The sequence below is a fragment of the Microbacterium sp. I2 genome (assembly GCF_051364985.1).
GTDB lineage: Bacteria > Actinomycetota > Actinomycetes > Actinomycetales > Microbacteriaceae > Microbacterium.
The window spans coordinates 136,089-159,636 of record NZ_JBLWIH010000019.1 but is presented as its reverse complement, the minus strand read 5'-3'; the positions used below and the strand labels follow the sequence as shown (position 1 = coordinate 159,636).

Sequence of the window (23,548 nt, the reverse complement as noted above, 5' to 3'; positions counted from 1 at the left end):
CGTTCACGGTCGCGCATCGGCGCCGGTGCCGCCCCGGGATCACGTCGTTCGGTGGATAAGACGTCAGCCCCGCGCTCTGTGGAGGAGCCGGCATCCGTCGCCCGGACGAGGCTGTGCCGCCCATTCACCGCCGCGGCTGCACCTGCCCCATGGCGGCGACCGTTCCCTGCCGCGGCGCCACTTCCCTGCCGCGGCGCCCGAACACTGCACCGTCGTGCTGCTCGGGCTCCACGCCTCTGTGGGGGCGCACCAGATCCGGTGCGCCCCCACAGGAAACTGCGGCCGCAACCACGCGCGGCGGCAACAGCGCGGGAATCTGCGAGCGACGCACGAAGCGGCGGTGCGAGAAAGCCCAGCGCAGACGGATGCCGCGGGCCGCGGCATCCGGGATCGTCTACCAGCTGACGGGGAGCGCCTTGCCCTCTTCGTAGCCGGCGGCGGACTGCAGGCCCACGCGGGCACGGTCGTGGAACTCGGCCACGGTCGCGGCACCGGCGTAGGTGAACGACGAGCGCACGCCCGACGTGATCATGTCGAGCAGGTCCTCGAGGCCCGGACGCAGCGGGTCGAGGTAGATGCGCGACGACGAGATGCCCTCGGCGAACAGCTCCTTGCGGGCCAGCTCGTACGGATCCAGGCGGCCGAAGCGCTCGTGGACGGCCTTGGTCGAGGCCATGCCCCACGACTCCTTGTACACGCGCCCGGCCTCGTCGGTCTGCAGTTCGCCGGGCGCCTCGATCGTGCCGGCGAACCAGGAGCCGACCATGACGGATGCCGCTCCCGCCGCGAGCGCGAGGGCGACGTCGCGCGGGTAGCGCACGCCCCCGTCGGCCCACACGTGCGCACCCATGATGCGGGCCGCCTCGGAGGTCTCGAGCACGGCGGAGAACTGCGGGCGACCGACGGCGGTCATCATGCGGGTGGTGCACATCGCGCCCGGCCCGACACCGACCTTGAGGATCGTCGCGCCCGCGGTCACGAGGTCGTGCACGCCCTCGGCGGTGACGACGTTGCCCGCCGCGATCGGGATGCCCAGATCGAGGTCGGCCACTTCCCGCAGCGCGCGCAGCATGCCCTCCTGATGACCGTGGGCGGTGTCGACGACGAGGACGTCCACGCCGGCGGCGGCGAGCGCCTTGGCCTTCGCGGCGGCATCGCCGTTGATCCCGACCGCAGCGGCGACGATGAGTCGCCCGGAGGCGTCGACGGCGGGCGTGTAGAGCGTGGAGCGCAGCGCGCTGCGGCGCGACAGGGTGCCGACGAGGTGCCCGTGCTGCAGCACGCACACCGTCTCGGCCCCGGCGGCGACGATCACGTCGAACGCGTGGCGCGCGCTCTCGATGTCGTCGGCGTCGACCGATGCCGAACGCCCGCGGGCCAGATCGCCGAGCCGGGCATCGGGCAGGGCCGTCGCCAGCCGCGTCGCCGGGATGACCCCGAGGATGCCCTCGGCGTCTACCCTGCCCGAGGTCGCGTCCGCGACGACGATGCCGTGGCCGTCGGATGCGGGAAGCAGGCGTGCCGCGTCGGCCACCGTCGCCTCGGGCGGCAGCACGAGCGGCGTGTCCCACGCGACCGGCTGGTCCTTGACCCACCGGATCGCGGCGTCGAGCTCTTGCAGCGGCATGTCCTGGGGAAGCACGCCGAGCCCGCCGCGCCGCGCGAGCGTCGCGGCCAGCCGCGCACCGGTGACCGAGTTCATGTTCGCCGAGACGAGAGGAATCGTGGCGGCAGTGCCGTCCCCCGGAGACAGGTCGACGTCCAGGCGGCTGGTGACCGCCGACCTGCGCGGAACCAGGAAGACGTCCGAGTACGTCAGGTCGACATCGGGCGCTGCGCCGTAGAACTCCATGACTGCCAAGGGTAGTGACAGTTCCTGTACGGATAACGATGAGCGTTCTTTCAGGCCGCCGGCCCCCGTCCGCCGGGATCGTGCTCCCAGACTGGGCTACGCTTAAGAGGCGCGTGCGCGGGCTTCGGAGCCCGCCGCGCACACCCAGAACTTCACCGATGAAAGCAGGCGATTCAGCGTGTCGAGCCAGGTGACGGGCGTCGGGGTTTCGAACGAGGGAGAGTTCGGAGCCAACGAGTGGCTCGTCGACGAGCTGTACGAACAGTTCAAGATCGACCGGAACTCCGTCGACAAGGCGTGGTGGCCGGTGCTCGAGGCCTACCACCCGGTCGACGGAGAAGGAGCGGCGGCGCCTGCGGCGACCACCGCACCGGCACCCGCGACGGCCGCACCGCCGCCGTCGCAGCCGGCGGCCGCCGAGCCCCGCCCCGTCACCGCGCCGATCCCCGTGATCGGCACGCAGCCGGTCGCCCGGACGACGGCTCGCCCCGCGTCTCCGCAGCCCATTCCGGCGCAGGCGCCCAAGTCGCAGCCCTCGTCCCCCGAGGGCGCCGCCGAAGACAAGGTCACCGTGCTCAAGGGCATGCCCAAGACCCTGGCGGCGAACATGGACGAGTCGCTCACGGTGCCGACCGCCACGAGCGTGCGCACCGTCCCGGCGAAGCTCATGATCGACAACCGGATCGTGATCAACAACCACATGTCCCGCACGCGCGGCGGCAAGGTGAGCTTCACGCACCTCATCGGCTGGGCGATCATCCAGGCGCTCAAGGAGTTCCCGAGCCAGAACGTCTTCTACGCCGAGGTCGACGGCAAGCCGTCGGTCGTCGCGCCGTCGCACGTGAACCTGGGCATCGCGATCGATCTTCCCCGCCCCGACGGCACCCGCGCGCTGCTCGTGCCGAGTATCAAGCGGGCCGACCAGCTGACGTTCGGCGAGTACCTCACCACGTACGAGGACCTCATCAGCCGCGCGCGCAACAACAAGCTGACGGCCGCTGACTTCCAGGGCACCACGATCTCGCTGACCAACCCCGGCGGCATCGGCACCGTGCATTCGGTGCCCCGCCTCATGAAGGGCCAGGGCTGCATCGTCGGCGCCGGTGCCCTCGAGTACCCGGCCGAGTTCCAGGGCGCGAGCGACAAGACGCTCAACGAGCTGGCGATCGGCAAGACGATCACGCTCACGAGCACCTACGACCACCGCGTGATCCAGGGCGCCGGCTCGGGCGAGTTCCTCAAGAAGGTGCACGAGCTGCTCATCGGGCAGCGCGGCTTCTACGAGAGCATCTTCTCCGCCCTGCGCATCCCGTACGCTCCCATCCACTGGGCGGCCGACATCAACGTCGACACCGCCGAGCGCGTCGACAAGACGGCGCGCGTGCAGGAGCTCATCAACTCGTTCCGCGTGCGCGGCCACCTGATGGCCGACACCGACCCGCTCGAGTACATGCAGCGCACGCACCCCGACCTCGAGATCGAGAGCCACGGGCTGACGTTCTGGGACCTCGACCGCGAGTTCGTCACGAACGGCTTCGGCGGCAAGCGTCAGATGAAGCTGCGCGACATCCTCGGGGTGCTCCGAGACTCGTACTGCCGCACCATCGGCATCGAGTACATGCACATCCAGGACCCGGGCCAGCGCGCATGGTTCCAGCAGAACGTCGAGGTCAAGTACCAGAAGCCCGGCCACGACGAGCAGCTGCGGATCCTCGACAAGCTGAACCAGGCCGAGGCGTTCGAGACCTTCCTGCAGACGAAGTACGTCGGGCAGAAGCGCTTCAGCCTCGAGGGCGGCGAGTCGCTCATCCCCCTCCTCGACGAGATCCTGCAGGGCGCGGCCGAGGCGGGCCTGGACGGTGCCGCGATCGGCATGGCGCACCGCGGCCGCCTGAACGTGCTCACCAACATCGCCGGCAAGACCTACGGCCAGGTCTTCCGCGAGTTCGAGGGATCGGTCGCGATCGGCTCCAAGAGCGGGTCGGGCGACGTCAAGTACCACCTGGGCACCGAAGGCACGTTCGTCGCCGACGGCGACGGCGGCCAGGAGCTGCCGGTCTACCTCGCCGCGAACCCGTCGCACCTCGAGACCGTCGACGGCGTGCTCGAGGGCATCGTGCGGGCCAAGCAGGACCGCAAGCCGATCGGCACCTTCTCGTGGCTGCCCATCCTGGTCCACGGCGACGCCGCGTTCGCGGGTCAGGGCGTGGTCGTCGAGACGCTGCAGATGTCGCAGCTGCGCGGCTACCGCACCGGCGGCACGATCCACGTCGTCGTCAACAACCAGGTCGGCTTCACCACCACGCCGGTCGACGCGCGCACCTCGGTGTACGCGACCGATGTCGCCAAGACGATCCAGGCGCCCATCTTCCACGTGAACGGCGACGACCCCGAGGCCGTGACCCGCGTCGCTCAGCTCGCGTTCGCGTATCGCGAGCGGTTCCACCGCGACGTCGTGATCGACCTGGTGTGCTACCGCCGCCGCGGTCACAACGAGGGCGACGACCCGTCGATGACGCAGCCGCTCATGACCAACCTCATCGAGGCGAAGCGCTCGGTCCGCCGCCTCTACACCGAGGCCCTGGTGGGACGCGGCGACATCACCGAGGAGGAGTACGAGAAGGCCAAGCAGGACTTCCAGTACCGCCTCGAGATCGCGTTCGCCGAGACCCACGCGGCCGAGACCGGCTCCTCGCCCGTGGTGGTGCCGGATGCCCCGGCAGAGCCCGCCGCCGGAGAGCCCGAGAGCACCGGGGTCTCGCGTGAGGTGGTGAACCTCATCGGCGACACGTTCGTGAACAAGCCCGACGGCTTCACCGTCCACAACAAGCTGCAGCAGCTGCTCGAGAAGCGCCTCGACATGAGCCGCAACGGCTCGATCGACTGGGGCTTCGGCGAGCTGCTCGCGTTCGGCTCGCTGCTGCTGGAGAAGACCAATGTGCGTCTCGCCGGCCAGGACTCCCGGCGCGGCACGTTCGTGCAGCGCCACTCGGTGCTCCATGATCGTGCGAACGGCCAGGAGTGGATCCCGCTGGCGAACCTCAGCGACGACCAGGGGCGCTTCTGGGTCTACGACTCGCTGCTGAGCGAGTACGCGGCGATGGCGTTCGAGTACGGCTACTCGGTCGAGCGCGCTGACGCCCTCGTGTTGTGGGAGGCGCAGTTCGGCGACTTCGCCAATGGCGCCCAGTCGGTCATCGACGAATTCATCTCGTCGGCCGATCAGAAGTGGGGCCAGCAGTCGAGCGTCGTGCTGCTGCTCCCCCACGGCTATGAGGGCCAGGGCCCCGACCACTCATCGGGTCGCATCGAGCGATACCTGCAGATGTGCGCGCAGGACAACATGACCGTGGCCCGGCCATCGACGCCCGCGTCGTACTTCCACTTGCTGCGCCGACAGGCCTACGCCCGCCCGCGTCGCCCGCTCGTGGTCTTCACGCCCAAGGCGATGCTGCGTCTGCGCGGCGCGACGAGTCCGGTCGAGGACTTCCTGACGGGCAAGTTCGAGCCGGTGCTCGACGACAACCGCGGACTCGACAAGTCGGGCGTGAAGCGCGTGCTCCTGCACTCGGGCAAGATCCACTGGGATCTGCGCGCCGAGCTCGACAAGAACCCGAACCCCGAGATCGCCCTCGTGCGCCTCGAGCAGTTCTACCCGGCGCCGGTCGCAGAGCTCAACGCCGTCATCGACGCCTACCCGAACGCCGAGCTGGTGTGGGTGCAGGACGAGCCCGAGAACCAGGGCGCCTGGCCGTTCATCGCGCTGGATCTCATGCAGCACCTGAACGGGCGCACGATCCGGCGCGTGTCGCGTCCGGCCGCCGCCTCGACGGCCACCGGGTCTCCGAAGGTCCACGCGGTCGAGCAGGCCGGGATCATCCAGAAGGCGCTGACGCTCTAACGGCGCCGACGCCGGCCGTCACATCGTCCCTGAGCGCGTCGCGCCCAGGGACGATGTGCTTTCTTCCGCTGCCTTCACCTCAGCGGAGAGCGCGGCGGCCGTGCGCGCACGGCGACGGCGACGCACGAGCGTCACGGTCACGGCGGCGGCGGCGAGGATCGCGGCCGGCAGCAGCGACCCGATCGCGAGGGCGAGCATGCCCGCGCACAGAACGGTCGCGACGAGTGCCATCCACCAGCCGGCCGTACCCCGGCGCAGCAGTCGCAGCGCCGCCACCATGCCGACGGCGTAGATCGCGACCATGCTGCTGGTGTGCACCAGGATGAACGGCGTCAGATCCAGGCCCGCCCACAGCATGAGTGCGAAGTACACCACGACGACCGCCCCGGTGAGACTCAGCGCTCGACGCGGTACGCCACCAGACTCCGCGCCGGCGGCGAACCAGCGCGGCAGATCTCGGTTCGCGGCGAGGGATGCCCCGAGCTTCGCGAACGCCGCCAGATACGCGTTCATCACGCCGAGCGCCACGATCGCGGCGATCGCGCCGACCGCAGCGGCTCCGAAGCCGGGGGATCCGAGCCGGGCGAGCTCGAGCAGCGGCACCGCGCCGCCGCCCGCTTCGTCGCCGAGCGCACCGACGGTCACGACCTGCAGCACGAGATAGCAGACGCCGGTGACGACCAGCGCGATCGCGGTGCCGATGGGGATGGCACGACGCGGATCACGGAACTCGCCCGAGATGTGCGTGCCGACCTCCCAGCCGGCGAATGCCCAGACGAAGAGGCTGATGGCGGTGCCGACGCCCATCCAGCCGTTCGGCAGGAACGGCGTGAAGTTCTGCGGCTCGACCGCCGGTGCCGCGAGCGCGACGACGCCCACCACGACAGTGAGCAGGAGCGCGGTGAGCACGAACTGGACCCAGCCGGCGACGCGCACGCCGAACGCGTTGATCGCGAAGGGCGGCACCAGGATGGCGAGCGCGAGCACCGGCACCAGGGCGCGATCGACGCCCAGCACCGCGACCACATACTCGCCGCCGAGCACGGCCACCACGGGCGCGCCGGCGCACACTCCGAACAGGAACCAGTACCCCGTCATCCGCGCCGCTGTGCCGCCGAGCGCGCGACGCACGTAGCTCGCGACGCCGCCAGGATCGGGATACCGCGCCGCGAGCACCGCGAACGTGCCGGCGAGCGGGATCGACAGGCCGATGACGGCGAGCACCGCGACGATCGAGGCGGGTCCGGCGACCTCGGCCGCGAGCCCCGGCAGCACGAGCAGCCCGGTGCCCAGCACGGACGCGATGTACAGCGCGGTGCCCTGGACGACGCCGAGGGTGCCGCGGGGTGCGTCCGTGTGCGAGGCCATGCTCCCAGTGTCGTGGGAGGCGGCGACAGCCGGCCTCGCGTGCGGCGTCGTCCTCGCGCGGATTCCTGCCATTCCGGGCGGCTCGCCCCGCGTCAGCCGGCGTCGAGCGGCTCCACGCCGGCACGGGCGAAGGCGGCGGCAGCGGCATCCGTCGACACCGTCCTGTCTGCCTCGACCAGGCCCAGGCGGGTTCGCCGGTCGAGCAGGTCGTCGATGCTCAGCGCGCCTTCCACCTCGATCCCCCACTGCAGCTCCTGCGCGGTGACGCCCCGGGCAGCAGCGGGACCCTCCGGGAGGCCGCTCGCGAACGTCGCCTCGGCGCCGAAGCGGCGCACGAACCGCGCCGGCGCGGCGATCTCGGCGAGCCGGCTCCGTGGCCAGGCACCCACCAGCGGCGTCGTGCGCGTGCGCGACGACCGGGCGGGGAATCCGGGATCTCGGCGGATGACCTCGTCGACGGCGTCCTCGGCCATGCGCCGGTAGGTCGTGAGCTTGCCGCCCACGACGTTCAGCAGCCCGGATGCCGACTCGATCACGGCATGCCGGCGTGACAGGTCGCTGGTCGCGTCGTCGCCCACGCCCGCCAGAAGCGGCCGCAGCCCGGCGAACGTCGCGACCACATCGTCACGGCCGAGCGGATCGGCGAGCACCGCGTTGACGGTGTCGAGGAGGGTGTCGATCTCGGCATCCGTGGCCTGAGCGACCTCGGGCACCGGTCCCTCAGCGGGGACGTCGGTCAGCCCGATGTAGGTGCGCCCGTGCACGGCGGGCAGCGTGAACACGAAGCGGCTCGACGACCCGGCGACGGGCACGGCTAATGACGCGTCCGCGCCGCCCAGGCGAGTGGTCTCGACGACGAGGTGCGTGCCTCGGCTGGGGCGGAGGCCGACATCGGGCGCGAGCTCCCCCGCCCACACCCCGGTCGCGCTCACCACAGCGCGTGCCCGCACGGCGAGGGTGTGTCCGCTCACCCCGTCACGCAGCTGCGCTCCATCGCCGGTCGCCGATACCGCCTCGACGCGTGTGAGGACGGATGCCCCGTATCCGACCGCCGTCCGTGCGACGGCGACGACCAGTCGAGCGTCGTCGATGAGCTGGCCGTCCCAGCCGCGCACGGCGCCGCGCAACCCGTCGGCGCGCACCGCCGGCACGAGGCGCAGCGTCTCGGCACGCCCCACCGCCGACGGCCCGTGAAGGATCGCGCCCGGTGTGCCGACGACCCGCCGCAGGCCGTCGCCCAGCCCGTAGCCGAGGCCGATGTACGCGCCGCGACCGACCCCGCCGGGCTCGTACAGCGGCACGACCTGCGCGAGCGGGCGTGTGAGGTGGGGCGCCGTCCGCGTCATGAGCACATGACGTTCACTCGCGCTCTCGTGGGCGATGCCGAACTGTCCCGTGGCCAGATAGCGCAGCCCGCCATGGACGAGCTTCGAGCTGAAGCGGCTCGTGCCTTGGGCCAGATCATGCCGTTCGACCAGCACCGTACGCAGGCCGCGGCTCGCAGCATCCAGCGCGATCCCCACCCCGGTGATGCCGCCGCCGATCACGAGGACGTCGATTTCGGGGCCGTCGGCGAGTGCGTCGAGCTCGCGCGCGCGTCGTGCGGCCGTCAGCGCCGACGAGAACGGCGTGCGGCCGATGATGTGGGTCTGCACCCTCACACTATGGCGCAGCCGCCGCCTGCGACGCCTCAACGCGCGCGCCTGGGCCGCGCCCCGGGGCTGCGGCAACCGACGCCGGCACGCCCTGCCCGGAATCCGCGCTGCCGAAACCCGCGTGCGCGCCCGAACGCCACGACAGTGCACACCGATTCCGACCGCGCGAGACACCTGCGCGCGCCGGAGCGACCGCGGACGCAGATTCCGACAGCGCGAGACACCTGCGCGCGCCGGAGCGACCGCGGGCGCCGATTCCGACCGCGCGAGGCCGCCGCCGAGCCGCGCGACGCAGGTCGGCGCGGTGCGATACTGGCCGGATGCCGACGACGCCACCCGATGCGACGCCGCCTCGCCCGCTCGCCGTCCCGGCTCCGCGACCGCGGTCGGCGTGGGATGCGTGGGGTACGAAGCCCGCCCGCCTGCCCGCCGGCGCGAAGGCACTGATCGCGACGCTCATCCCCGGCAAGGCGCATCCGGTCCCGCGTCGCCCGCGTCCGGTGCTCACGGCCTCGCGGCTCACCGACGAAGACCTCGCCGCCTTCGCCGCAGTGGTCGGATCCGCGAACGCGACACGCGACGATGCGGAGCGCACCCTCCACCTCGGTGGCAAGAGCACGCCGGATCTGCTGCGCCGGCGCCTGGACGATCCTCAATCCGCGCCCGATGGCATCGTCTCGCCCGCCGGGCACGACGAGATCGCCGCCGTCCTGGCAGTCTGCGACGACCGCGGGATCGCCATCGTGCCGTTCGGCGGAGGCACGTCGGTCGTCGGCGGGGTCGAACCCGAACGCGGCGCGCATCGCGCGGTCGTCGCGCTGGATCTCGTGCGCACGGCTGCCCTGCTGGACCTCGACGAGACGTCGTTGCTCGCGACCTTCGGCGCGGGCACCACAGGGCCGCAGGCCGAGGAGCTGCTCGCCGTGCACGGCTACACCCTCGGCCACTTTCCGCAGAGCTTCGAGTACGCCTCGCTCGGCGGTTACGCTGCGACCCGTTCGAGCGGCCAGGCTTCGCGCGGCTACGGCCGGTTCGACGACCTCGTCCACGCCCTGCGCATCGCCGCACCGGCGGGCGAGCTCAGGCTCGGCCGCTCCCCCGCGAGTGCGGCCGGGCCGGATCTGCGCCAGCTCTTCCTCGGCTCGGAGGGGGCGCTCGGCGTCCTGACCGAGGTCACGGTCCGCATCCGACCTGTTCCCGTCGCCACCGCGTACCGCGCATGGACTTTCCCCGACTTCACCGCGGGTGCCTCGGCTCTGCGTGAGGCCACGCAGCGTGGGGGCCGCCCCTCCGTCCTCCGCCTGAGCGATGAGACCGAGACGCGCGTGAACGCAGTGATGGGCGGGCATCTCACGCGCATGAGCGGATGCCTCGCCGTCGCCAGTGTCGACGGCTCGAGCGCTGCGGAGGCCGAAGCCGTGTGCACCGCGCTCGACGCGATCTTCCGCGCGCACGGCGCGAAGCCGCGGGGCGAGGATCCCGCGCGGTCGTGGGAGCGCGGCCGGTTCTCGTCGCCGGCGCTGCGCGACACCCTCATGGACATCGGCGTACTCGCCGAGACGCTCGAGACCGCGACAACGTGGGCGAACCTGCCCCACGTGAAGGATGCCGTGACCTCGGCGCTCACCGAGAGCCTGACCGCCGCCGGCACCAAGCCGATCGTGCTGTGCCACATCTCGCACGTGTACCCGGCGGGCGCATCGCTCTACTTCACGGTGGTCGCCGCGCTGGCCGAGGATCCGCAGACCCAGTGGAGAAGGGCGAAGGATGCCGCGTCCCGTGCCATCGGCGACGCCCGGGCCACGATCACGCACCACCACGCCGTCGGCCGGGATCACCGGCCGTACCTGGCAGCCGAGATCGGCGACCTCGGCGTCGAGATCCTCCGCGCGGTGAAAGCCACCCTGGATCCTCACGGGATCATGAACCCCGGGGCACTGGTGCCGCCAGGCTCCGGCGTGCCCACCGACGGGGGCACGGCGCCCGCCCGGACGTCGAGCGATCCGCCACCGCCGAGCGCATGAAGGTCGCTCTCCTGGCCAACCCGGCTGCGCGCGCCGGCGCGCACACGGGCGCGGCCATGCGCGCCGCCGCGCGGCTGCGCGAGCGAGGCGTTCAGACCGCGATCGTCAGCGGCGGCAGCGCGGCCGAGTCCTCGTCACTGCTGCGCACCGCCATCGACGTCGGCGTCGACGCGGTGGCCGTCGCGGGCGGCGATGGCACCGTCCACCTCGCCCTCCAGCAGCTGGCGGGCACCGGCATCCCGCTCGGCATCATCCCCGTGGGGACCGGCAACGACTTCGCCGCGACGCTGGGCCTGCGCGAGCTCGACGTCGTCGCGGCCGCCGACGCCATCGCCGCCGGGGCGACGCGCCGGGTCGACCTCGCACGCGTCACCGGTGCCGACGGCTCGGTCGCATTCTTCGGGTCGGTGCTCGCGAGCGGATTCGACTCGAAGGTCAACGACCGGGCGAACGCGATGCGGTGGCCGCGGGGCGGGTCGCGGTACAACATCGCGATCCTGCGCGAGTTCGTGACTCTGCGCGGAATCCCCTACGAGCTCGACCTCGAGCTCGCGGACGGCACAAGCGAGCGGTTCGCGGGCGACCTCGTGATGGCGACGGTCGGCAACGGTCGCACCTACGGCGGCGGCATCCCGATCTGCCCTGATGCCGACCCGGCCGACGGCTTGCTGGATGTCGTGACGGTGCGGCCGGCCGGACGGCTGCGGCTGCTGCGCCTGCTGCCGCGGGTCTACCGCGGCACGCACGCGAGCGTGCCCGAGGTCACGATGCGGAAAGCCCGATCGGCGCGTCTGTCGGCGTCCGGCGTGACGGCTTACGCCGACGGAGATCCCATCGGCGCGCTGCCATTGACGATCGATGTCGCGCGAGGCGCGCTGACCGTCTTCAGCCCGCAGCTGTGAGGCCGCTCAGTGCGCGGCCTGCACCGCCCGGAGCTTCGCGAGAACCTGGTCGCGCAGCTCTTCGGGGGCCGACTCCTTGCAGGCACGCGCGACGACCTCGGTGAGGGTACGCGCCACCAGCGCCTCGTCGCGGCAACCCGCGCAGTTCTCCAAGTGCTCCGCGATGTCGGAGTGCTCGGTCTTGCAGACCTCGTGGCGCAGGTACTCCTCCAGGTCGCGCCGCGCCTTCTCGCAGCCGCAATCACTCATTTCGTGCTCCTCGTGGCGGCGGGGGTGATGCCGCGCTCTCTTGCGTAGTCGGCCAGCAGTTCACGAAGCATTCGCCTGCCACGGTGCAGACGGCTCATGACCGTGCCGATGGGGGTCTTCATGATGTCGGCGATCTCCTGGTAGGCGAAGCCCTCGACGTCGGCGAGGTACACCGCCAGCCGGAAGTCCTCCGGGATGGACTGGAGCGCGTCCTTGACGACCGAAGCCGGCATGTGGTCGATCGCCTCAGCCTCGGCCGAGCGCGTGCTCGTGGCCGTCGTGGATTCCGCGCCGCCGAGCTGCCAGTCTTCGAGCTCGTCGATCGTGCCCTGATAGGGCTCGCGCTGCTTCTTGCGGTAGGTGTTGATGTAGGTGTTCGTGAGGATCCGGTAGAGCCACGCCTTGAGGTTCGTTCCCTGCGTGAACGTCTTCCACGACGCGAACGCCTTGACGAACGTCTCCTGGACGAGATCCGCCGCATCGGCGGGGTTGCGCGTCATGCGCATGGCCGCGGCGTAGAGCTGATCCATGAAGGGCAGCGCCTGCTCTTCGAACTGGGTGCGCGGATCCAGTGCCTGGTCGCTCTCGTGGGCGTGGTCGATCGAGTCGCTCATCACGCGCCAGTCTACGGTGGCGTCTTCCAGGACCCCTGTGACCTGACGCAGGGATCCTTCGAGGTCGAGGCGATCGAGAGTGGCGAACATCCGGCTCCGCTCGTGTGATGGTTCGGTGTGGTGCTTCCCGGCCGCTGTGGGTCGGGTTCAGTAGGGTAGAACCCGATGAGAGCCGACGGGTATTCCCCCACTTCCGCGCCGATCGGGCGCGAGCCCTGGCGTGCCCCCGTCGCAGACGGGCCGATCCATGCCACGGTGACCGTGCCGGGGTCGAAGTCGCTGACGAACCGTGAGCTCGTCCTGGCGTCGCTCGCCGACACACCCAGCCGCCTGACGGCGCCGCTGCACTCGGACGATTCCGCTCGCATGATCGACGCCCTTCGTGCCCTGGGTGTCGGCATCGAGCTGGTGCCGGGATCGGGCGCGTACGGCGACGATATCGAGGTGACCCCGGTGTGGCCCCTGCGTGGCGACACCGAGGTGGACTGCGGGCAGGCGGGCACCGTCATGCGATTCGTCGCGGGACTGGGCGGGTTCTCTCGCGGCGATGTCACCCTCACCGCGCACGAGAGCGCTCTGCACCGCCCGATGGGCGCCATGATCACGGCGCTGCGCGACGTCGGCGTCGACATCGACGACGGCGGCCACTGGGCGCTGCCCTTCATCGTGCGCGGGCACGGTCACGTCCGCGGCGGCGAGGTGACCATCGACGCCAGCGCGTCGAGCCAATTCGTCTCGGGTCTGCTGCTGGCAGCCCCCCGCTTCGACGTGGGACTGCACCTCGTGCACGAAGGCGCACGGCTTCCGAGCATCCCGCACATCGACATGACCGTCGAGACGCTCGCACATCGCGGCGTCCACGTCGAACGACCGGCCCCCGGCGAATGGATCGTGCCCGCCGGCCCGGTGCGCGGCAAGGATGTCGCGATCGAGCCCGACCTCTCCAACGCGGCGCCGTTCCTGGCCGCCGCCATGATCGCCGGCGGGTCGGTGTCGGTGCCGGGATGGCCTGCCCACTCGACCCAGCCGGGCGCGATGCTCACCGAGATCCTCACGCTGATGGGTGCCCGCGCCGTGCGTCGCGGCGGTTCGCTCACGATCACCGCGGGCGCCGGCATCCAGGGGATCGACCTCGACCTGTCGGCCGCCGGCGAGCTTGTCCCGACGATCTTCGCGCTGGCGGCATTCGCCGACGCCCCGTCGACGCTGCACGGCATCGGACACATCCGCGGGCACGAGACCGACCGCATCGCGGCACTCGTGGCCGAGCTGCGCGGCCTGGGCGGCGAGGCGGACGAACTCGCCGACGGCATCCGGATCGTTCCGCGGCCGCTCCACGGCGGCACCTGGCACGCCCACCACGATCACCGCATGGCCACCACCGGCGCACTGATCGGCCTCGCCGTGCCCGGCGTCGAAGTCGACGACATCGGCACTACGGCCAAGACGATGCCCGAGTTCCCGCACATGTGGCAGCGCATGCTGGCCGGCGAGGGCACCCCCGGGGCGATGACCGAGGAGTCGATGCGCGCCTCGTGACGAGGCTCGTCCGGTGATGTCTTGAGGATGCTGTGAGCTGGCTCGACGATCTCGAAGACGACGACGAGCCCGAGTTCGACGAGGCGGATGTGCGGGTCCGGCCGAACCCGAAGGCGAACAAACCTCGCACCAAGCGCCGCCCGGCGCACGCCGATGCCCAGATCGCTCGAGTGCTCGGCGTGGACCGCGGCCGGTACACCGTCCTCGTCGACGAAGACCTGCCGACCGAACGCACCGTGCTGGCCACGCGGGCCCGCGAGCTGCGCAAGATGCCCATCGTGACGGGCGACCGTGCGCGCGTGGTGGGCGACACCTCCGCGGCGGAGGGGACGCTGGCACGCATCGTCGGCATCGAGGAGCGCACATCGCTGCTGCGGCGCAGCGCCGACGACACCGACCAGGTCGAGCGGGTGGTGGTGGCCAACGCCGACCAGATGCTGGTCGTCGTGGCGGCTGCCGATCCCGAGCCCCGGCCGAGGCTCGTCGACCGCTACCTGGTCGCGGCGCTGGATGCCGGCATCCGTCCCATGCTCGTGGTGACCAAGACGGATCTGGCCGATCCTTCCGAGTTCCTGGCGCACTTCGAGGGGCTGGATCTCGAGGTGTTCACCAGCGGCCGCGAAGAGATGCCCCTCGACCGCATCGGCGCGACCCTCGCCGGCCATTCGACCGTGTTCGTCGGCCATTCCGGTGTCGGCAAGTCGACGCTCGTGAACGCGCTCGTGCCCGACGCGCACCGCGCGACCGGACACGTCAACGTCGTCACGGGCCGCGGACGGCACACATCGAGCTCCACCGTCTCGCTGCGCTACAGCGGCGAGCACGGCAAGGGCTGGGTGATCGACACCCCGGGCGTGCGCTCGTTCGGCCTCGGGCACGTCGACGTCGCCAACATCCTGCGCGCCTTCACCGATCTCGCCGAGGTCGCCGAAGACTGTCCGCGTGGTTGCACCCATCGGGCCGATGCACCGGACTGCGCCATCACCGAGGCGGTCGAAGCGGGCCGGCTGGGTCCGGGCGGCCCCGCGCGTCTCGAGTCGCTGCAGCGCCTGCTCGAGACCTTCACCGACCGCCACTGAGCCGTGCCGTCTGGCCGTCACCGGCCTAGGCTGGACCGGTGACCACGACGCGCCTCGAACCCGGTTCCCCCGCCCCCGATTTCACCCTCGTCGATCAGGACGAGCGGTCCGTGAGCCTGCGCGACCTGCGCGGCCGACGCGTGATCCTCTTCTTCTACCCCGAGGCAATGACGCCCGGCTGCACCACCGAGGCGTGCGACTTCCGCGACAGCCTCGCACCGCTGCAGGCCGCGGGGTACACCGTGCTGGGGATCTCGCGCGACGAGCCTGAGAAGCTCCGCCGCTTCCGCGAGCGCGACGGGCTGACCTACGACCTGCTGAGCGACCCCGATCACTCCGTGCACGAGGCCTACGGCGTGTGGGGCGAGAAGATGAACTACGGCAAGACTGTGATGGGCGTCATCCGCTCGACCTTCGTGATCGACGAGGACGGCACCATCGACCAGGCGCTGTACAACGTGAAGGCGACGGGGCACGTCGCCCGCGTCCGCACGCTCGTCGGCGTCTAGACCGACCCGCCGCCGCGCGCGGCGCGGCCCGCCGCGCGGACCGCGAGCACCAGCAGGACGAGCACCACGACAGCCGGCACGGCGAGCACGAGTGCGATCGCCGGGTCGGCGTAGGCGCCGGTGGCCGCGCCGAGTGCGACGGCGAGGATCAGCAGCTGGGTGACGATCGCGCCGGAGCGGCCCCATGACTGGTCGCGCCATGTCGCGACGCCGAAGGCGAGCACGGCCGCGGCCCCGACGACGGTGAGGACCACCAGCGCGATCGCGCTCTCGATCGACCCGGTGTCGCCCGAGAAGAGGGCGACGAGCTGCCAGACGGCGAGCGCGAGGACGCCCAGTCCCTCGAGGGTGACCAGGACCGCGGCGACCCTTCCGGACACGTTTGTCCGCATTCTCCGTCGACTCCTTCCCACCCGGCGGGGTGGTTTGTGTGAATCCTCCATACCACGGAGAGAACACTCAGCAAGTACCACAGGAACCCGCCGGCCAACCCTTGATTCAGGTAAACCGCTATGGGACGATTGGTGAAGCCGTGTGCTCCCACAGCGACGTGGGGCGAGCAAGTCTCGCACTTCCCACAGGGTATCGGACCCGAACCGGCCCTCATCTCCCACCACTGCATCAAGGAGCATCACCATGGACTGGCGCGACAAAGCCGCCTGCCTTACCGTCGACCCCGAACTGTTCTTCCCCGTAGGGAACACAGGTCCGGCGGTCGACCAGATCGAGAAGGCCAAGTCGGTGTGCGCGCGCTGCACGGTGACCGAGATCTGCCTCCAGTACGCGCTCGAGTCCGGACAGGACTCCGGCGTGTGGGGTGGTCTGTCCGAGGACGAGCGCCGCGCTCTCAAGCGCCGCGCCGCGCGGGCCCGACGGGCTTCATAACGACGACATAGAAAGTAGCGGATGCCGGGGCTCCCGGCATCCGCTTCTTTCATTGCTTGGCTCGCTCGATGTAGCGCAGCGGAATGTCGATCGTGACCTCGGTGCCGCTGCCCATGATCGTGTGCCAGTCGATCGTGCCGCCGAGCTCGCCCTGGATGAGCGTGCGGACGATCTGCGTGCCCAGCCCGCGGCCGACCTGACCCTCGGGCAAGCCCGAGCCGGTGTCGCGCACGCGCACTTCGAGGCGATCGTCGGAGCGGTCCGCGATGATCTCGACGTCGCCCTCCTGACCGGCCAGGCCGTGCTCGACGGCGTTGGTGACCAGTTCGGTCAATGCGAGCGCGAGCGGTGTGGCGTACTCGCTGGGCAGAGTGCCGAAGGTGCCGGTCGAGTGCGTGCGCGCCCGGGTGTTCGGGGCGGCCGCGACCTCTGCGACGAGCTTCAGGACGCGTGCGAAGACCTCGTCGAAGTCCACGTTCTGCGCGAGCCCCTCCGAGAGCGTGTCGTGCACGACGGCGATCGCCGACACGCGTCGCATGGCCTGCGTCAGCGCTTCGCGCGCCTCTTCGGTGTGCGAACGGCGCGCCTGGATGCGCAGCAGCGAGGCGACGGTCTGCAGGTTGTTCTTCACGCGGTGGTGGATCTCGCGGATCGTCGCGTCCTTGGTGATGAGCTCCTGCTCCTGATGACGGATCTCGGTCACGTCGCGGCACAGCACGATCGCGCCGATCCGGCTGCCGTTGTCGCGCAGCGGGATCGTGCGCAGCGACACCGTGACGCCGCGCGATTCCAGGTCGGTGCGCCACGGCGCGCGCCCCGTCACGACGACCGGGAGCGATTCGTCGAACTGCCGCTTGGCCGGCAGGATCTGGGTGACGACCTCGACCAGCGACTCTCCCTCGAGCTCGTCCTCGAAGCCGAGCCGGTTGAACGCCGAGAGGGCGTTGGGGCTCGCGAAGGTCGTGATGCCGTCGACGTCCAGCCGGATCAGCCCGTCCGACGCGCGTGGCGCGCCGCGACGCGGAGAGGTGGGAGCGGCCAGGTCGGGGAACTCGCCCGAGGCGACCATCCCGAAGATGTCGTCGGCGCAGTCGTTGAAGGTGATCTGCTGACGCGACGGCGTGCGCGCCTCACCCAGATTGGTGTGGCGGGTCAGCACGCCGATCGTCTGGGCCTGCGCGCCGCGGCCTCGCACCACGGGTACGGCGCGCACCCGCGTCGGGGTCTCTTCGAACCAGTCGGGCGAGGCCGAGTCCACGATCTTCGCGGTCAGGAACGCGTCCCGCACCTGCGTGCGCCACTGCGGGCGCACGCGGTCGCCCACGATGTCGCGGTAGAACAGCGTTGCGGCTCCGCTCGGGCGCGTGTGTGCGACCGCGACGAAGGCGTCGTCGGAGGTCGGGACCCAGAGCACGATGTCGGCGAAGGCCAGATCGGCCAGGAGCTGGCCGTCACCGGCGAGTCGGTGCAGCCATTCGACGTCTTCCTCGCTCGAACGGCCCTGGGCGTAGACGAGATCGCTGAGGGTCGACACGTTCCTAGCCTAGGGCGCGCGCATCGCGCGACCGCTCGACGGGCGTGGGGTCGGAGTCCGAGTGGTGGTCCGCATGTTCGCCGCCACCACGCCGTGACCACGGTCGCCGCCTCGCGGCGCGCTTCGCCGGGCGGATGCTGCGAGCCGTGCCGCCGCGCGCTGCGGGCGACGCCTCAGGCGGCGCGACGACGGCCTCTCCGGCGAACCTGCGGACGGCGAGGGTCAGCGGTGACCGCGGCGCCACCTCGGCGATCGGTCGCGCAGCCAGCAGGGCGGCGTCGGCCGACCGCGGATCCTGCGGAACGAACCACACCTCCCCCACGCCGCCGAAGCGGTCGAGGGTCCGGCGCACCTGGCCGCGGGCGTCGATTCCGAGCGCGCCCGGCCGCAGCCCGTTGGCGACGACTGCGACGGGCGTCGCGCCCACCGTCGCCCGCAGATCGGCGTGGGCGCGCAGGAACCGCGCCACGCCGAGCGGATCGGCTCCGGCCACCGCGACTACGAGGTCGGCGACGCGCAGCGCTGCCAGGGTCGCGGCGTTGCGGCGCGGTCCGTCGAGGTCGCTCATGATCTCCTCGTCGCGCTCGAGCGGCGCAGCGACGTCGACGACCGTGTAGTCGGCCCACTCGCGGCAGGCGGCGAGGGCGGCCGTCACGCGGCGCTCACTGAGCTCGGGCCACCGCGAGGGCCGATTGAGCCCGGTCAGCACGTCGACGCCGGTGCGGCCCAGCGGCAGCGCGATGCGTGTCAGTTCCCGCGCGTCGAGACCTCCGAGCTCGGCCTGCCGGCATGCCGCGGCGAACCCCGGTCCCTCATCGGCCAGACCCAGCGTGAGCGCGATCGAAGGGGCATGCGTGTCGGCGTCGACCAGTCCGACACGGCGGCCGCCCCGGGCGAGCTCGACCGCGAGCTCGGTTGCGACGGTCGAACGACCGGGCGCTCCCGCCGGCCCCCACACCACGATCACACGGGGCTGCGGGCGTGCGACAGATGCCTCCGGTTCGCGCCGCGGTGCCGCCACCAGGGCATCGGCGATACGCCACGGGTCGGCATCGCGCGCGAGCGGAGCCTCGAGCCCGCAGGCCTCCGCCAGCCGGCGATCGGCCTCGTCGTCGCATAGCGGCACGATCCGCGTGCCGGCGCGGTCGCACATCGCCACGACGGTGGGCGACATGGTGGCACGAGACACCTCGACGACCACCGCGTCCGCCTCGGCGATCGCCCGCAGCACCGTCTCGGCCTCGGCGCCCAGCATCCGTTCCTCCGCCGCCATCGCGAGGGCGGAAGCCGGGCACTCCGCGATCACGTCGACCCCCTCACGGCGAAGCCCCGAGGAGATCGTGCCGGCGGCGTCGCCGTCGACCGCGACGATGACCTTCACGAGCCGGCGCCCGCCGTCGGCACGACCGACAGAGCCGACTCGTCTGCCATCGCGGCGAGGGTGCTCGCGACTTCGGCCCGCGGGATCACCAGCTCGAGCGCCGCCGATCCGCCGCCGATCATCGACTCGTCGCGCGTGACCGAGACCACCGTCGCGTCGGCGACCAGGATGCGCGGGGCGTCGTACCTGCCCTGCTCGAGGAGTGGCGCCGACCACACCTCCACGACGGTTCCGGCGGCGACCGACGCCGGCACATCGACGGCGCTGCGCACGACCACGCTGGTGGTGCGCGCGGAATCGGCGGCGCCGACGGATGCCGTCGGCACGAGTTCGCCTTCGTCGATCGTGCGCGTCGCGACCGCGGCCTCGCCGATGTCGTCGGGCGTGAGGTAGTTGTCGGCGAGCGGTCCCAGCGCGACATCGACGACCCGGACGTCGTCAGCCGAGATGGGCTCGCCCGGCACGATCGTGTGCGTCGCCGCGTACACCGGAACCGTGTTGCGCGCCGCCGCGACCACCAGCCAGACACCGGCCACGGAGGCGACGATGAGCAGGATGCCGAGGAAGAAGCGCGCGTCTCCCCAGAAGGCGCGGCGCGGAGTGCGGACGGGGTCGCTCACGGTCATGCCTCCCATCGTCGCCCAACGGCCCGAACAGCGTCGGGCGTTATCCACAGCACCTCGCGCACCCGGCCCCGCCCACGGGCACCGCGCCATAATGGGGGCATGCCCGAAGACCCGACGTCCGACGTGCGTCTGCTCGCGCCCGCACAGGTGGGCGAGGTGCTCGGCGTGTCGGTCGACGAGGTGATGACGCTGGTCCACGATGGGCGTCTGCGCGGCATGCGCGTCGGGGCACCGGCCCGCTGGCGGATCGACCGGGCGAGCGTGTCAGAGTACCTCGACGAGCAGGCCGAGGAGGCACGCCGCATGGCGCTGTGGCGGCAGTCGCAGAACGCCAGCTTCCCCGAGCTGTGGGGCACCGGCCGGGTCCGCAATCCGGACTGAGCGCGCCCGGCCAGACGAACGGAGCGGCGCGCCACGACGCGCGACAGAGCTCCCCGACGTGATCGTCAGGGCAGAGCAGGCGCCTCATCGGCCCGGATCCACGCGACCGCAGCGAACGGCACGATCCGGTAGCCCGACACCGCCTCGGCACGACGCGCGGCGCCGGGGTCGTGCAGCGCGAGGTCGAAGTGGTCCACGCCGGCACGATCGATCGTCCCGGTGAAGGACCTGCCCGAGGAGAGGTGCACAGCGACGCCCGCGCGTCGTCGCACGAGGTCACGCAGCACGAATCCGAACGTGAGGCGCTCGGCGAGCGCCGGCCGGGCAGGTGCCGGCCTGGCCGTCCGCAGCAGGTCGGCATGGGGCATCCCGATCGCAACGATCGCCTCGAGCGGCACGAGGACGGCGCCGGCACGCCCCTCGGCGGGCGCGAGCGCGGCCCAGTCCGCGCCCACCCCTGTCACCCCGGCGCGCAGCGTCGTGCCGTCCGCGAACTCGAACACGGTGCCCGGCGCGGCTGCGTCGTCGCCGCCGCCGGCGAGCAGGGCCAGCCGCTCCGTGAGCGCCACCCGGGAGAGGCGCAGTCGCTCTGCCTCGGTGTCGAGCGCAGCCCGCTCGGCCTCCCATTCGGAGGCGAGCTGATCCTCGAGGTCGTCGAAGAACCGGTCCCAGCGCACTCAGCGAGGCTAGGGCAATCCCGCCGATCGGCCGCCGAGTTATCCACAGGAACGGGGATGCGGGTTTTCCTGGGAGTTCGCCGTATGTTCTACTGTCTCCAAGACATCCCCCACTGTCGAGATAGGCACCCATGGCAACGACGCCCGCGGGCTCGGTCCGCGTCTCCCCTGCGCCGCGCGGCGCGGAACTCTCCGAGTTCTTCGCTCCGCAGCGCACACCGTCCACAGCGCTCCCCGATGCGGAGCCCTTCCTGCGCAACCTCACCAGGGGCGTCCTCGAAGTCCTGGCAGGCGTGCGTGAGGTCGATCAGCTCGCGCGGTGGCTCACCGAGGATCCGTACCGCAAGCTCGTGACGCGTTCCAACCTCGCCACCCGGGCGCGCAGTGCGCGTGGCATGCCGGCGAAGCGGCCCGCCCACGCGATCCTCTCGGTGCACGAATCCTCGCCCGCCGACGGCGTGGTCGAGGCCGTCGTCATCGTGCAGGGGCCCGCGCGCACCCGCGCGGTGGCGCTGCGACTGGAGGGCATGGACGGGCGCTGGCGCGCGACATCCCTCGCCCTGCTCTAGAGCGGGACGTGAGCGCAGGCAGGCGAACGGGCCGACCCCAGCGTCGTGGCCGGCCCGATCGTCACTTCTGGTCGTCTTCGTCGATCAGGCGCAGGAGCGCCTTCAGCGCGTCGCGGATCTCGTAGTGGTCGTATTGACCCGCGCGGCTCTCGGCCGAGATGACCCCCGCGCGATGCACGCGCCGGAAATCCCCGATCGGAAACGAGTACGCCTGCTTGGTCTCGGGGTTCTCGCGGCGATCGATGCCGAGATGCCAATGCGAGAACTCCGTCCAGCCCTCGCGGTCGATGAAGGCGTTCTCGTCATCGGCCGTCGGCGCGGCCTCCGACCAGTCGTCACGCTCGTCGCGGACGACCTTGCCTTGGCGGATGAGTGCCCGCGCGTGGCGCAGCGCAGGCTGATTCAGTTGAATGGCCATGCCGCGAGGCTATGAACGAGCCCCGCTGTCACGGAAGGGGTTGACGAACGCCCCTGGACCGCACTCGCGCCGTCACTGCCTGTACGACGACAGGAAGTTCCCGAGCCGTTCGACGGCCTCCGAGAGCACGCGCGCCTCGGGCAGGGTGACGATCCGGAGGTGGTCGGGCGTCGGCCAGTTGAAGCCGGTCCCCTGCACCAGCAGCACGTGCTCGGCCACGAGGAAGTCGTAGACGAGCTTGGCGTCATCGCGGATCTCGTAGACCTCGGGATCCAGGCGCGGGAACGCGTAGAGCGCACCCTGCGGCTTGACGCACGTGACGCCGGGGATCCGCTCGAGACCCTCCCACGCGGCATCCCGCTGTTCGTGAAGTCGCCCGGTCGGAGCCACCAGCGCCTCGATCGACTGCACACCCGAGAGCGCCGCCTGCACAGCGTGCTGCGCGGGGACGTTGGGGCACAGCCGCGTGGACGCGAGGAGCTGGATGCCCTCGAGGAACCCCGCGGCGTGCTTCTTCGGTCCGGTGATCACGAGCCAGCCCGAGCGGAACCCGGCCACCCGGTACGTCTTCGACAGGCCGTTGAACGTCAGGCACAGCAGATCCGGCGCGAGCGTCGCCAGGGGAATGTGCTGCGCGTCGTCGTACAGGATCCGGTCGTAGATCTCATCCGAGAGCAGCAGCAGCGAGTGCTCACGAGCGATCTCGACGATGCCCTGCAGCACCTCGCGCGTGTACACCGCGCCGGTGGGGTTGTTGGGGTTGATGACGACGATCGCCTTGGTGCGCGGCGTGATCTTGGCGCGGATGTCTTCGAGGTCGGGCTGCCAGCCGTTCTCGCTGTCGCACCGATAGTGCACCGGCGTGCCGTCGGCGAGGCTCGTCATCGCCGTCCACAGCGGGTAGTCCGGTGCCGGGATCAGCACCTCGTCGCCCTCGTCGAGGAGAGCCTGCATCGTCATGGTGATGAGCTCCGACACGCCGTTGCCGAGATAGACGTCGTCCGGATCGAACTGCGGGAACCCGGGCTCCTGCTCGTAGCGGGAGACGACCGCGCGACGCGCAGACATGATTCCCTTGCTGTCGCTGTAGCCGTGCGCGTGCGGCACCGCCTCGATCATGTCACGCACGATCTGGAACGGCGCCTCGAACCCGAACACCGCTGGGTTGCCGGTGTTCAGCTTGAGGATCGAGTGCCCCTCGTTCTCCAGCCTGTCGGCCTCGGCCAGTGCCTGCCCACGGATCTCGTAGAGAACGTTCTTGAGCTTGCTGGACTGGTCGAGAGAGCGGAGTGGACTCATCGCCTCAGGATATCCGCGCCGCAGCGGGTCCAATCGACCGCCCGTGGCCCGGGCGGTCTATCGCGAGATCAGGTGATCTCGCCAGC

General features: G+C 71.1%; 21 protein-coding genes. 9 read left to right on the top strand and 12 right to left on the bottom strand.

What is annotated here, in order from left to right:
- Positions 1-394 precede the first annotated feature (394 nt).
- Positions 395-1,852: a GuaB1 family IMP dehydrogenase-related protein gene (locus ACLKM7_RS14330; RefSeq protein WP_436447834.1), complete on the bottom strand. Its 1,458-nt coding sequence runs from the start codon at positions 1,850-1,852 to the stop codon at positions 395-397.
- A 178-nt stretch (positions 1,853-2,030) separates the two neighbouring features.
- Here ACLKM7_RS14330 and ACLKM7_RS14325 point away from each other — a divergent pair, with 178 nt between their 5' ends.
- Positions 2,031-5,753, top strand: coding sequence for a multifunctional oxoglutarate decarboxylase/oxoglutarate dehydrogenase thiamine pyrophosphate-binding subunit/dihydrolipoyllysine-residue succinyltransferase subunit (locus ACLKM7_RS14325; RefSeq protein ID WP_436447833.1), 3,723 nt, complete (start codon positions 2,031-2,033; stop codon positions 5,751-5,753).
- 18 nt (positions 5,754-5,771) lie between these two features.
- Here the strand turns inward: ACLKM7_RS14325 and ACLKM7_RS14320 are convergent, their stop codons facing one another.
- A complete protein-coding gene (locus ACLKM7_RS14320; protein ID WP_436447832.1) occupies positions 5,772-7,121 on the bottom strand; it encodes an APC family permease in 1,350 nt (449 codons plus the stop codon).
- A gap of 92 nt (positions 7,122-7,213) precedes the next feature.
- Positions 7,214-8,776: a glycerol-3-phosphate dehydrogenase/oxidase gene (locus tag ACLKM7_RS14315; protein WP_436447831.1), complete on the bottom strand. Its 1,563-nt coding sequence runs from the start codon at positions 8,774-8,776 to the stop codon at positions 7,214-7,216.
- Between the two features lie 320 nt (positions 8,777-9,096).
- Here ACLKM7_RS14315 and ACLKM7_RS14310 point away from each other — a divergent pair, with 320 nt between their 5' ends.
- The gene (locus ACLKM7_RS14310; RefSeq protein WP_436447830.1) at positions 9,097-10,800 is read left to right on the top strand and encodes an FAD-binding oxidoreductase; all 1,704 of its coding nucleotides are present in this window, start codon (positions 9,097-9,099) and stop codon (positions 10,798-10,800) included.
- Complete coding sequence (locus ACLKM7_RS14305; protein ID WP_436447829.1) at positions 10,797-11,702, top strand: diacylglycerol kinase; 906 nt, start codon at positions 10,797-10,799, stop codon at positions 11,700-11,702. The genes ACLKM7_RS14310 and ACLKM7_RS14305 overlap by 4 nt, the downstream gene beginning before the upstream one ends.
- Before the next feature lie 6 nt (positions 11,703-11,708).
- Here ACLKM7_RS14305 and ACLKM7_RS14300 read toward each other — a convergent pair whose 3' ends face one another.
- Positions 11,709-11,951 (bottom strand): zf-HC2 domain-containing protein, encoded by a 243-nt coding sequence (locus tag ACLKM7_RS14300; RefSeq protein ID WP_168912348.1) that lies wholly within the window; start codon positions 11,949-11,951, stop codon positions 11,709-11,711.
- Positions 11,948-12,655 (bottom strand): sigma-70 family RNA polymerase sigma factor, encoded by a 708-nt coding sequence (locus ACLKM7_RS14295; protein WP_436447828.1) that lies wholly within the window; start codon positions 12,653-12,655, stop codon positions 11,948-11,950. Before ACLKM7_RS14295 ends, ACLKM7_RS14300 begins: the two co-directional genes overlap by 4 nt.
- Before the next feature lie 75 nt (positions 12,656-12,730).
- On the opposite strand from ACLKM7_RS14295, the gene aroA reads away from it, so the two are divergent.
- The 3 genes from aroA to bcp are packed head-to-tail and all read left to right on the top strand — an operon-like array spanning position 12,731 to position 15,692.
- Complete coding sequence (gene aroA / locus ACLKM7_RS14290) at positions 12,731-14,104, top strand: 3-phosphoshikimate 1-carboxyvinyltransferase (protein WP_436447827.1); 1,374 nt, start codon at positions 12,731-12,733, stop codon at positions 14,102-14,104.
- Positions 14,105-14,136: 32 nt separating this feature from the next.
- The gene (rsgA, locus tag ACLKM7_RS14285) at positions 14,137-15,183 is read left to right on the top strand and encodes a ribosome small subunit-dependent GTPase A (protein WP_436447826.1); all 1,047 of its coding nucleotides are present in this window, start codon (positions 14,137-14,139) and stop codon (positions 15,181-15,183) included.
- 38 nt (positions 15,184-15,221) lie between these two features.
- A complete protein-coding gene (gene bcp / locus ACLKM7_RS14280) occupies positions 15,222-15,692 on the top strand; it encodes a thioredoxin-dependent thiol peroxidase (RefSeq protein WP_436447825.1) in 471 nt (156 codons plus the stop codon).
- On the opposite strand, the gene ACLKM7_RS14275 is transcribed toward bcp, so the two are convergent.
- Positions 15,689-16,072, bottom strand: coding sequence for a histidine kinase (locus ACLKM7_RS14275; RefSeq protein WP_436447824.1), 384 nt, complete (start codon positions 16,070-16,072; stop codon positions 15,689-15,691). The genes bcp and ACLKM7_RS14275 overlap by 4 nt on opposite strands.
- Positions 16,073-16,328: 256 nt before the next feature.
- Here ACLKM7_RS14275 and ACLKM7_RS14270 point away from each other — a divergent pair, with 256 nt between their 5' ends.
- Complete coding sequence (locus ACLKM7_RS14270; protein WP_019182239.1) at positions 16,329-16,577, top strand: WhiB family transcriptional regulator; 249 nt, start codon at positions 16,329-16,331, stop codon at positions 16,575-16,577.
- Between the two features lie 49 nt (positions 16,578-16,626).
- Here the strand turns inward: ACLKM7_RS14270 and ACLKM7_RS14265 are convergent, their stop codons facing one another.
- From ACLKM7_RS14265 to ACLKM7_RS14255, 3 genes are read right to left on the bottom strand one after another with little or no spacing between them, the layout of a single operon-like run.
- Positions 16,627-18,111, bottom strand: a complete 1,485-nt coding sequence (locus tag ACLKM7_RS14265; protein ID WP_436447823.1) for a sensor histidine kinase — start codon at positions 18,109-18,111, stop codon at positions 16,627-16,629.
- A 4-nt stretch (positions 18,112-18,115) separates the two neighbouring features.
- On the bottom strand, positions 18,116-19,492 hold the full coding sequence (locus ACLKM7_RS14260) for an AAA family ATPase (RefSeq protein WP_436447822.1): 1,377 nt from the start codon (positions 19,490-19,492) through the stop codon (positions 18,116-18,118).
- On the bottom strand, positions 19,489-20,118 hold the full coding sequence (locus ACLKM7_RS14255) for an SAF domain-containing protein (protein WP_436447821.1): 630 nt from the start codon (positions 20,116-20,118) through the stop codon (positions 19,489-19,491). The genes ACLKM7_RS14260 and ACLKM7_RS14255 overlap by 4 nt, the downstream gene beginning before the upstream one ends.
- Before the next feature lie 99 nt (positions 20,119-20,217).
- Here ACLKM7_RS14255 and ACLKM7_RS14250 point away from each other — a divergent pair, with 99 nt between their 5' ends.
- Positions 20,218-20,499 (top strand): helix-turn-helix domain-containing protein, encoded by a 282-nt coding sequence (locus tag ACLKM7_RS14250; protein ID WP_436447820.1) that lies wholly within the window; start codon positions 20,218-20,220, stop codon positions 20,497-20,499.
- Positions 20,500-20,564: 65 nt separating this feature from the next.
- On the opposite strand, the gene ACLKM7_RS14245 is transcribed toward ACLKM7_RS14250, so the two are convergent.
- Complete coding sequence (locus ACLKM7_RS14245) at positions 20,565-21,176, bottom strand: hypothetical protein (RefSeq protein ID WP_436447819.1); 612 nt, start codon at positions 21,174-21,176, stop codon at positions 20,565-20,567.
- 131 nt (positions 21,177-21,307) lie between these two features.
- Between ACLKM7_RS14245 and ACLKM7_RS14240 the strand changes: the two genes are divergently transcribed.
- On the top strand, positions 21,308-21,745 hold the full coding sequence (locus tag ACLKM7_RS14240; protein WP_436447818.1) for an Rv3235 family protein: 438 nt from the start codon (positions 21,308-21,310) through the stop codon (positions 21,743-21,745).
- Positions 21,746-21,806: 61 nt separating this feature from the next.
- Here ACLKM7_RS14240 and ACLKM7_RS14235 read toward each other — a convergent pair whose 3' ends face one another.
- Both ACLKM7_RS14235 and ACLKM7_RS14230 read right to left on the bottom strand, forming a co-directional pair.
- Positions 21,807-22,163, bottom strand: a complete 357-nt coding sequence (locus ACLKM7_RS14235; RefSeq protein WP_436447817.1) for a hypothetical protein — start codon at positions 22,161-22,163, stop codon at positions 21,807-21,809.
- Positions 22,164-22,235: 72 nt separating this feature from the next.
- Positions 22,236-23,462, bottom strand: coding sequence for a pyridoxal phosphate-dependent aminotransferase (locus tag ACLKM7_RS14230; RefSeq protein ID WP_436447816.1), 1,227 nt, complete (start codon positions 23,460-23,462; stop codon positions 22,236-22,238).
- Positions 23,463-23,548: the final 86 nt, after the last annotated feature.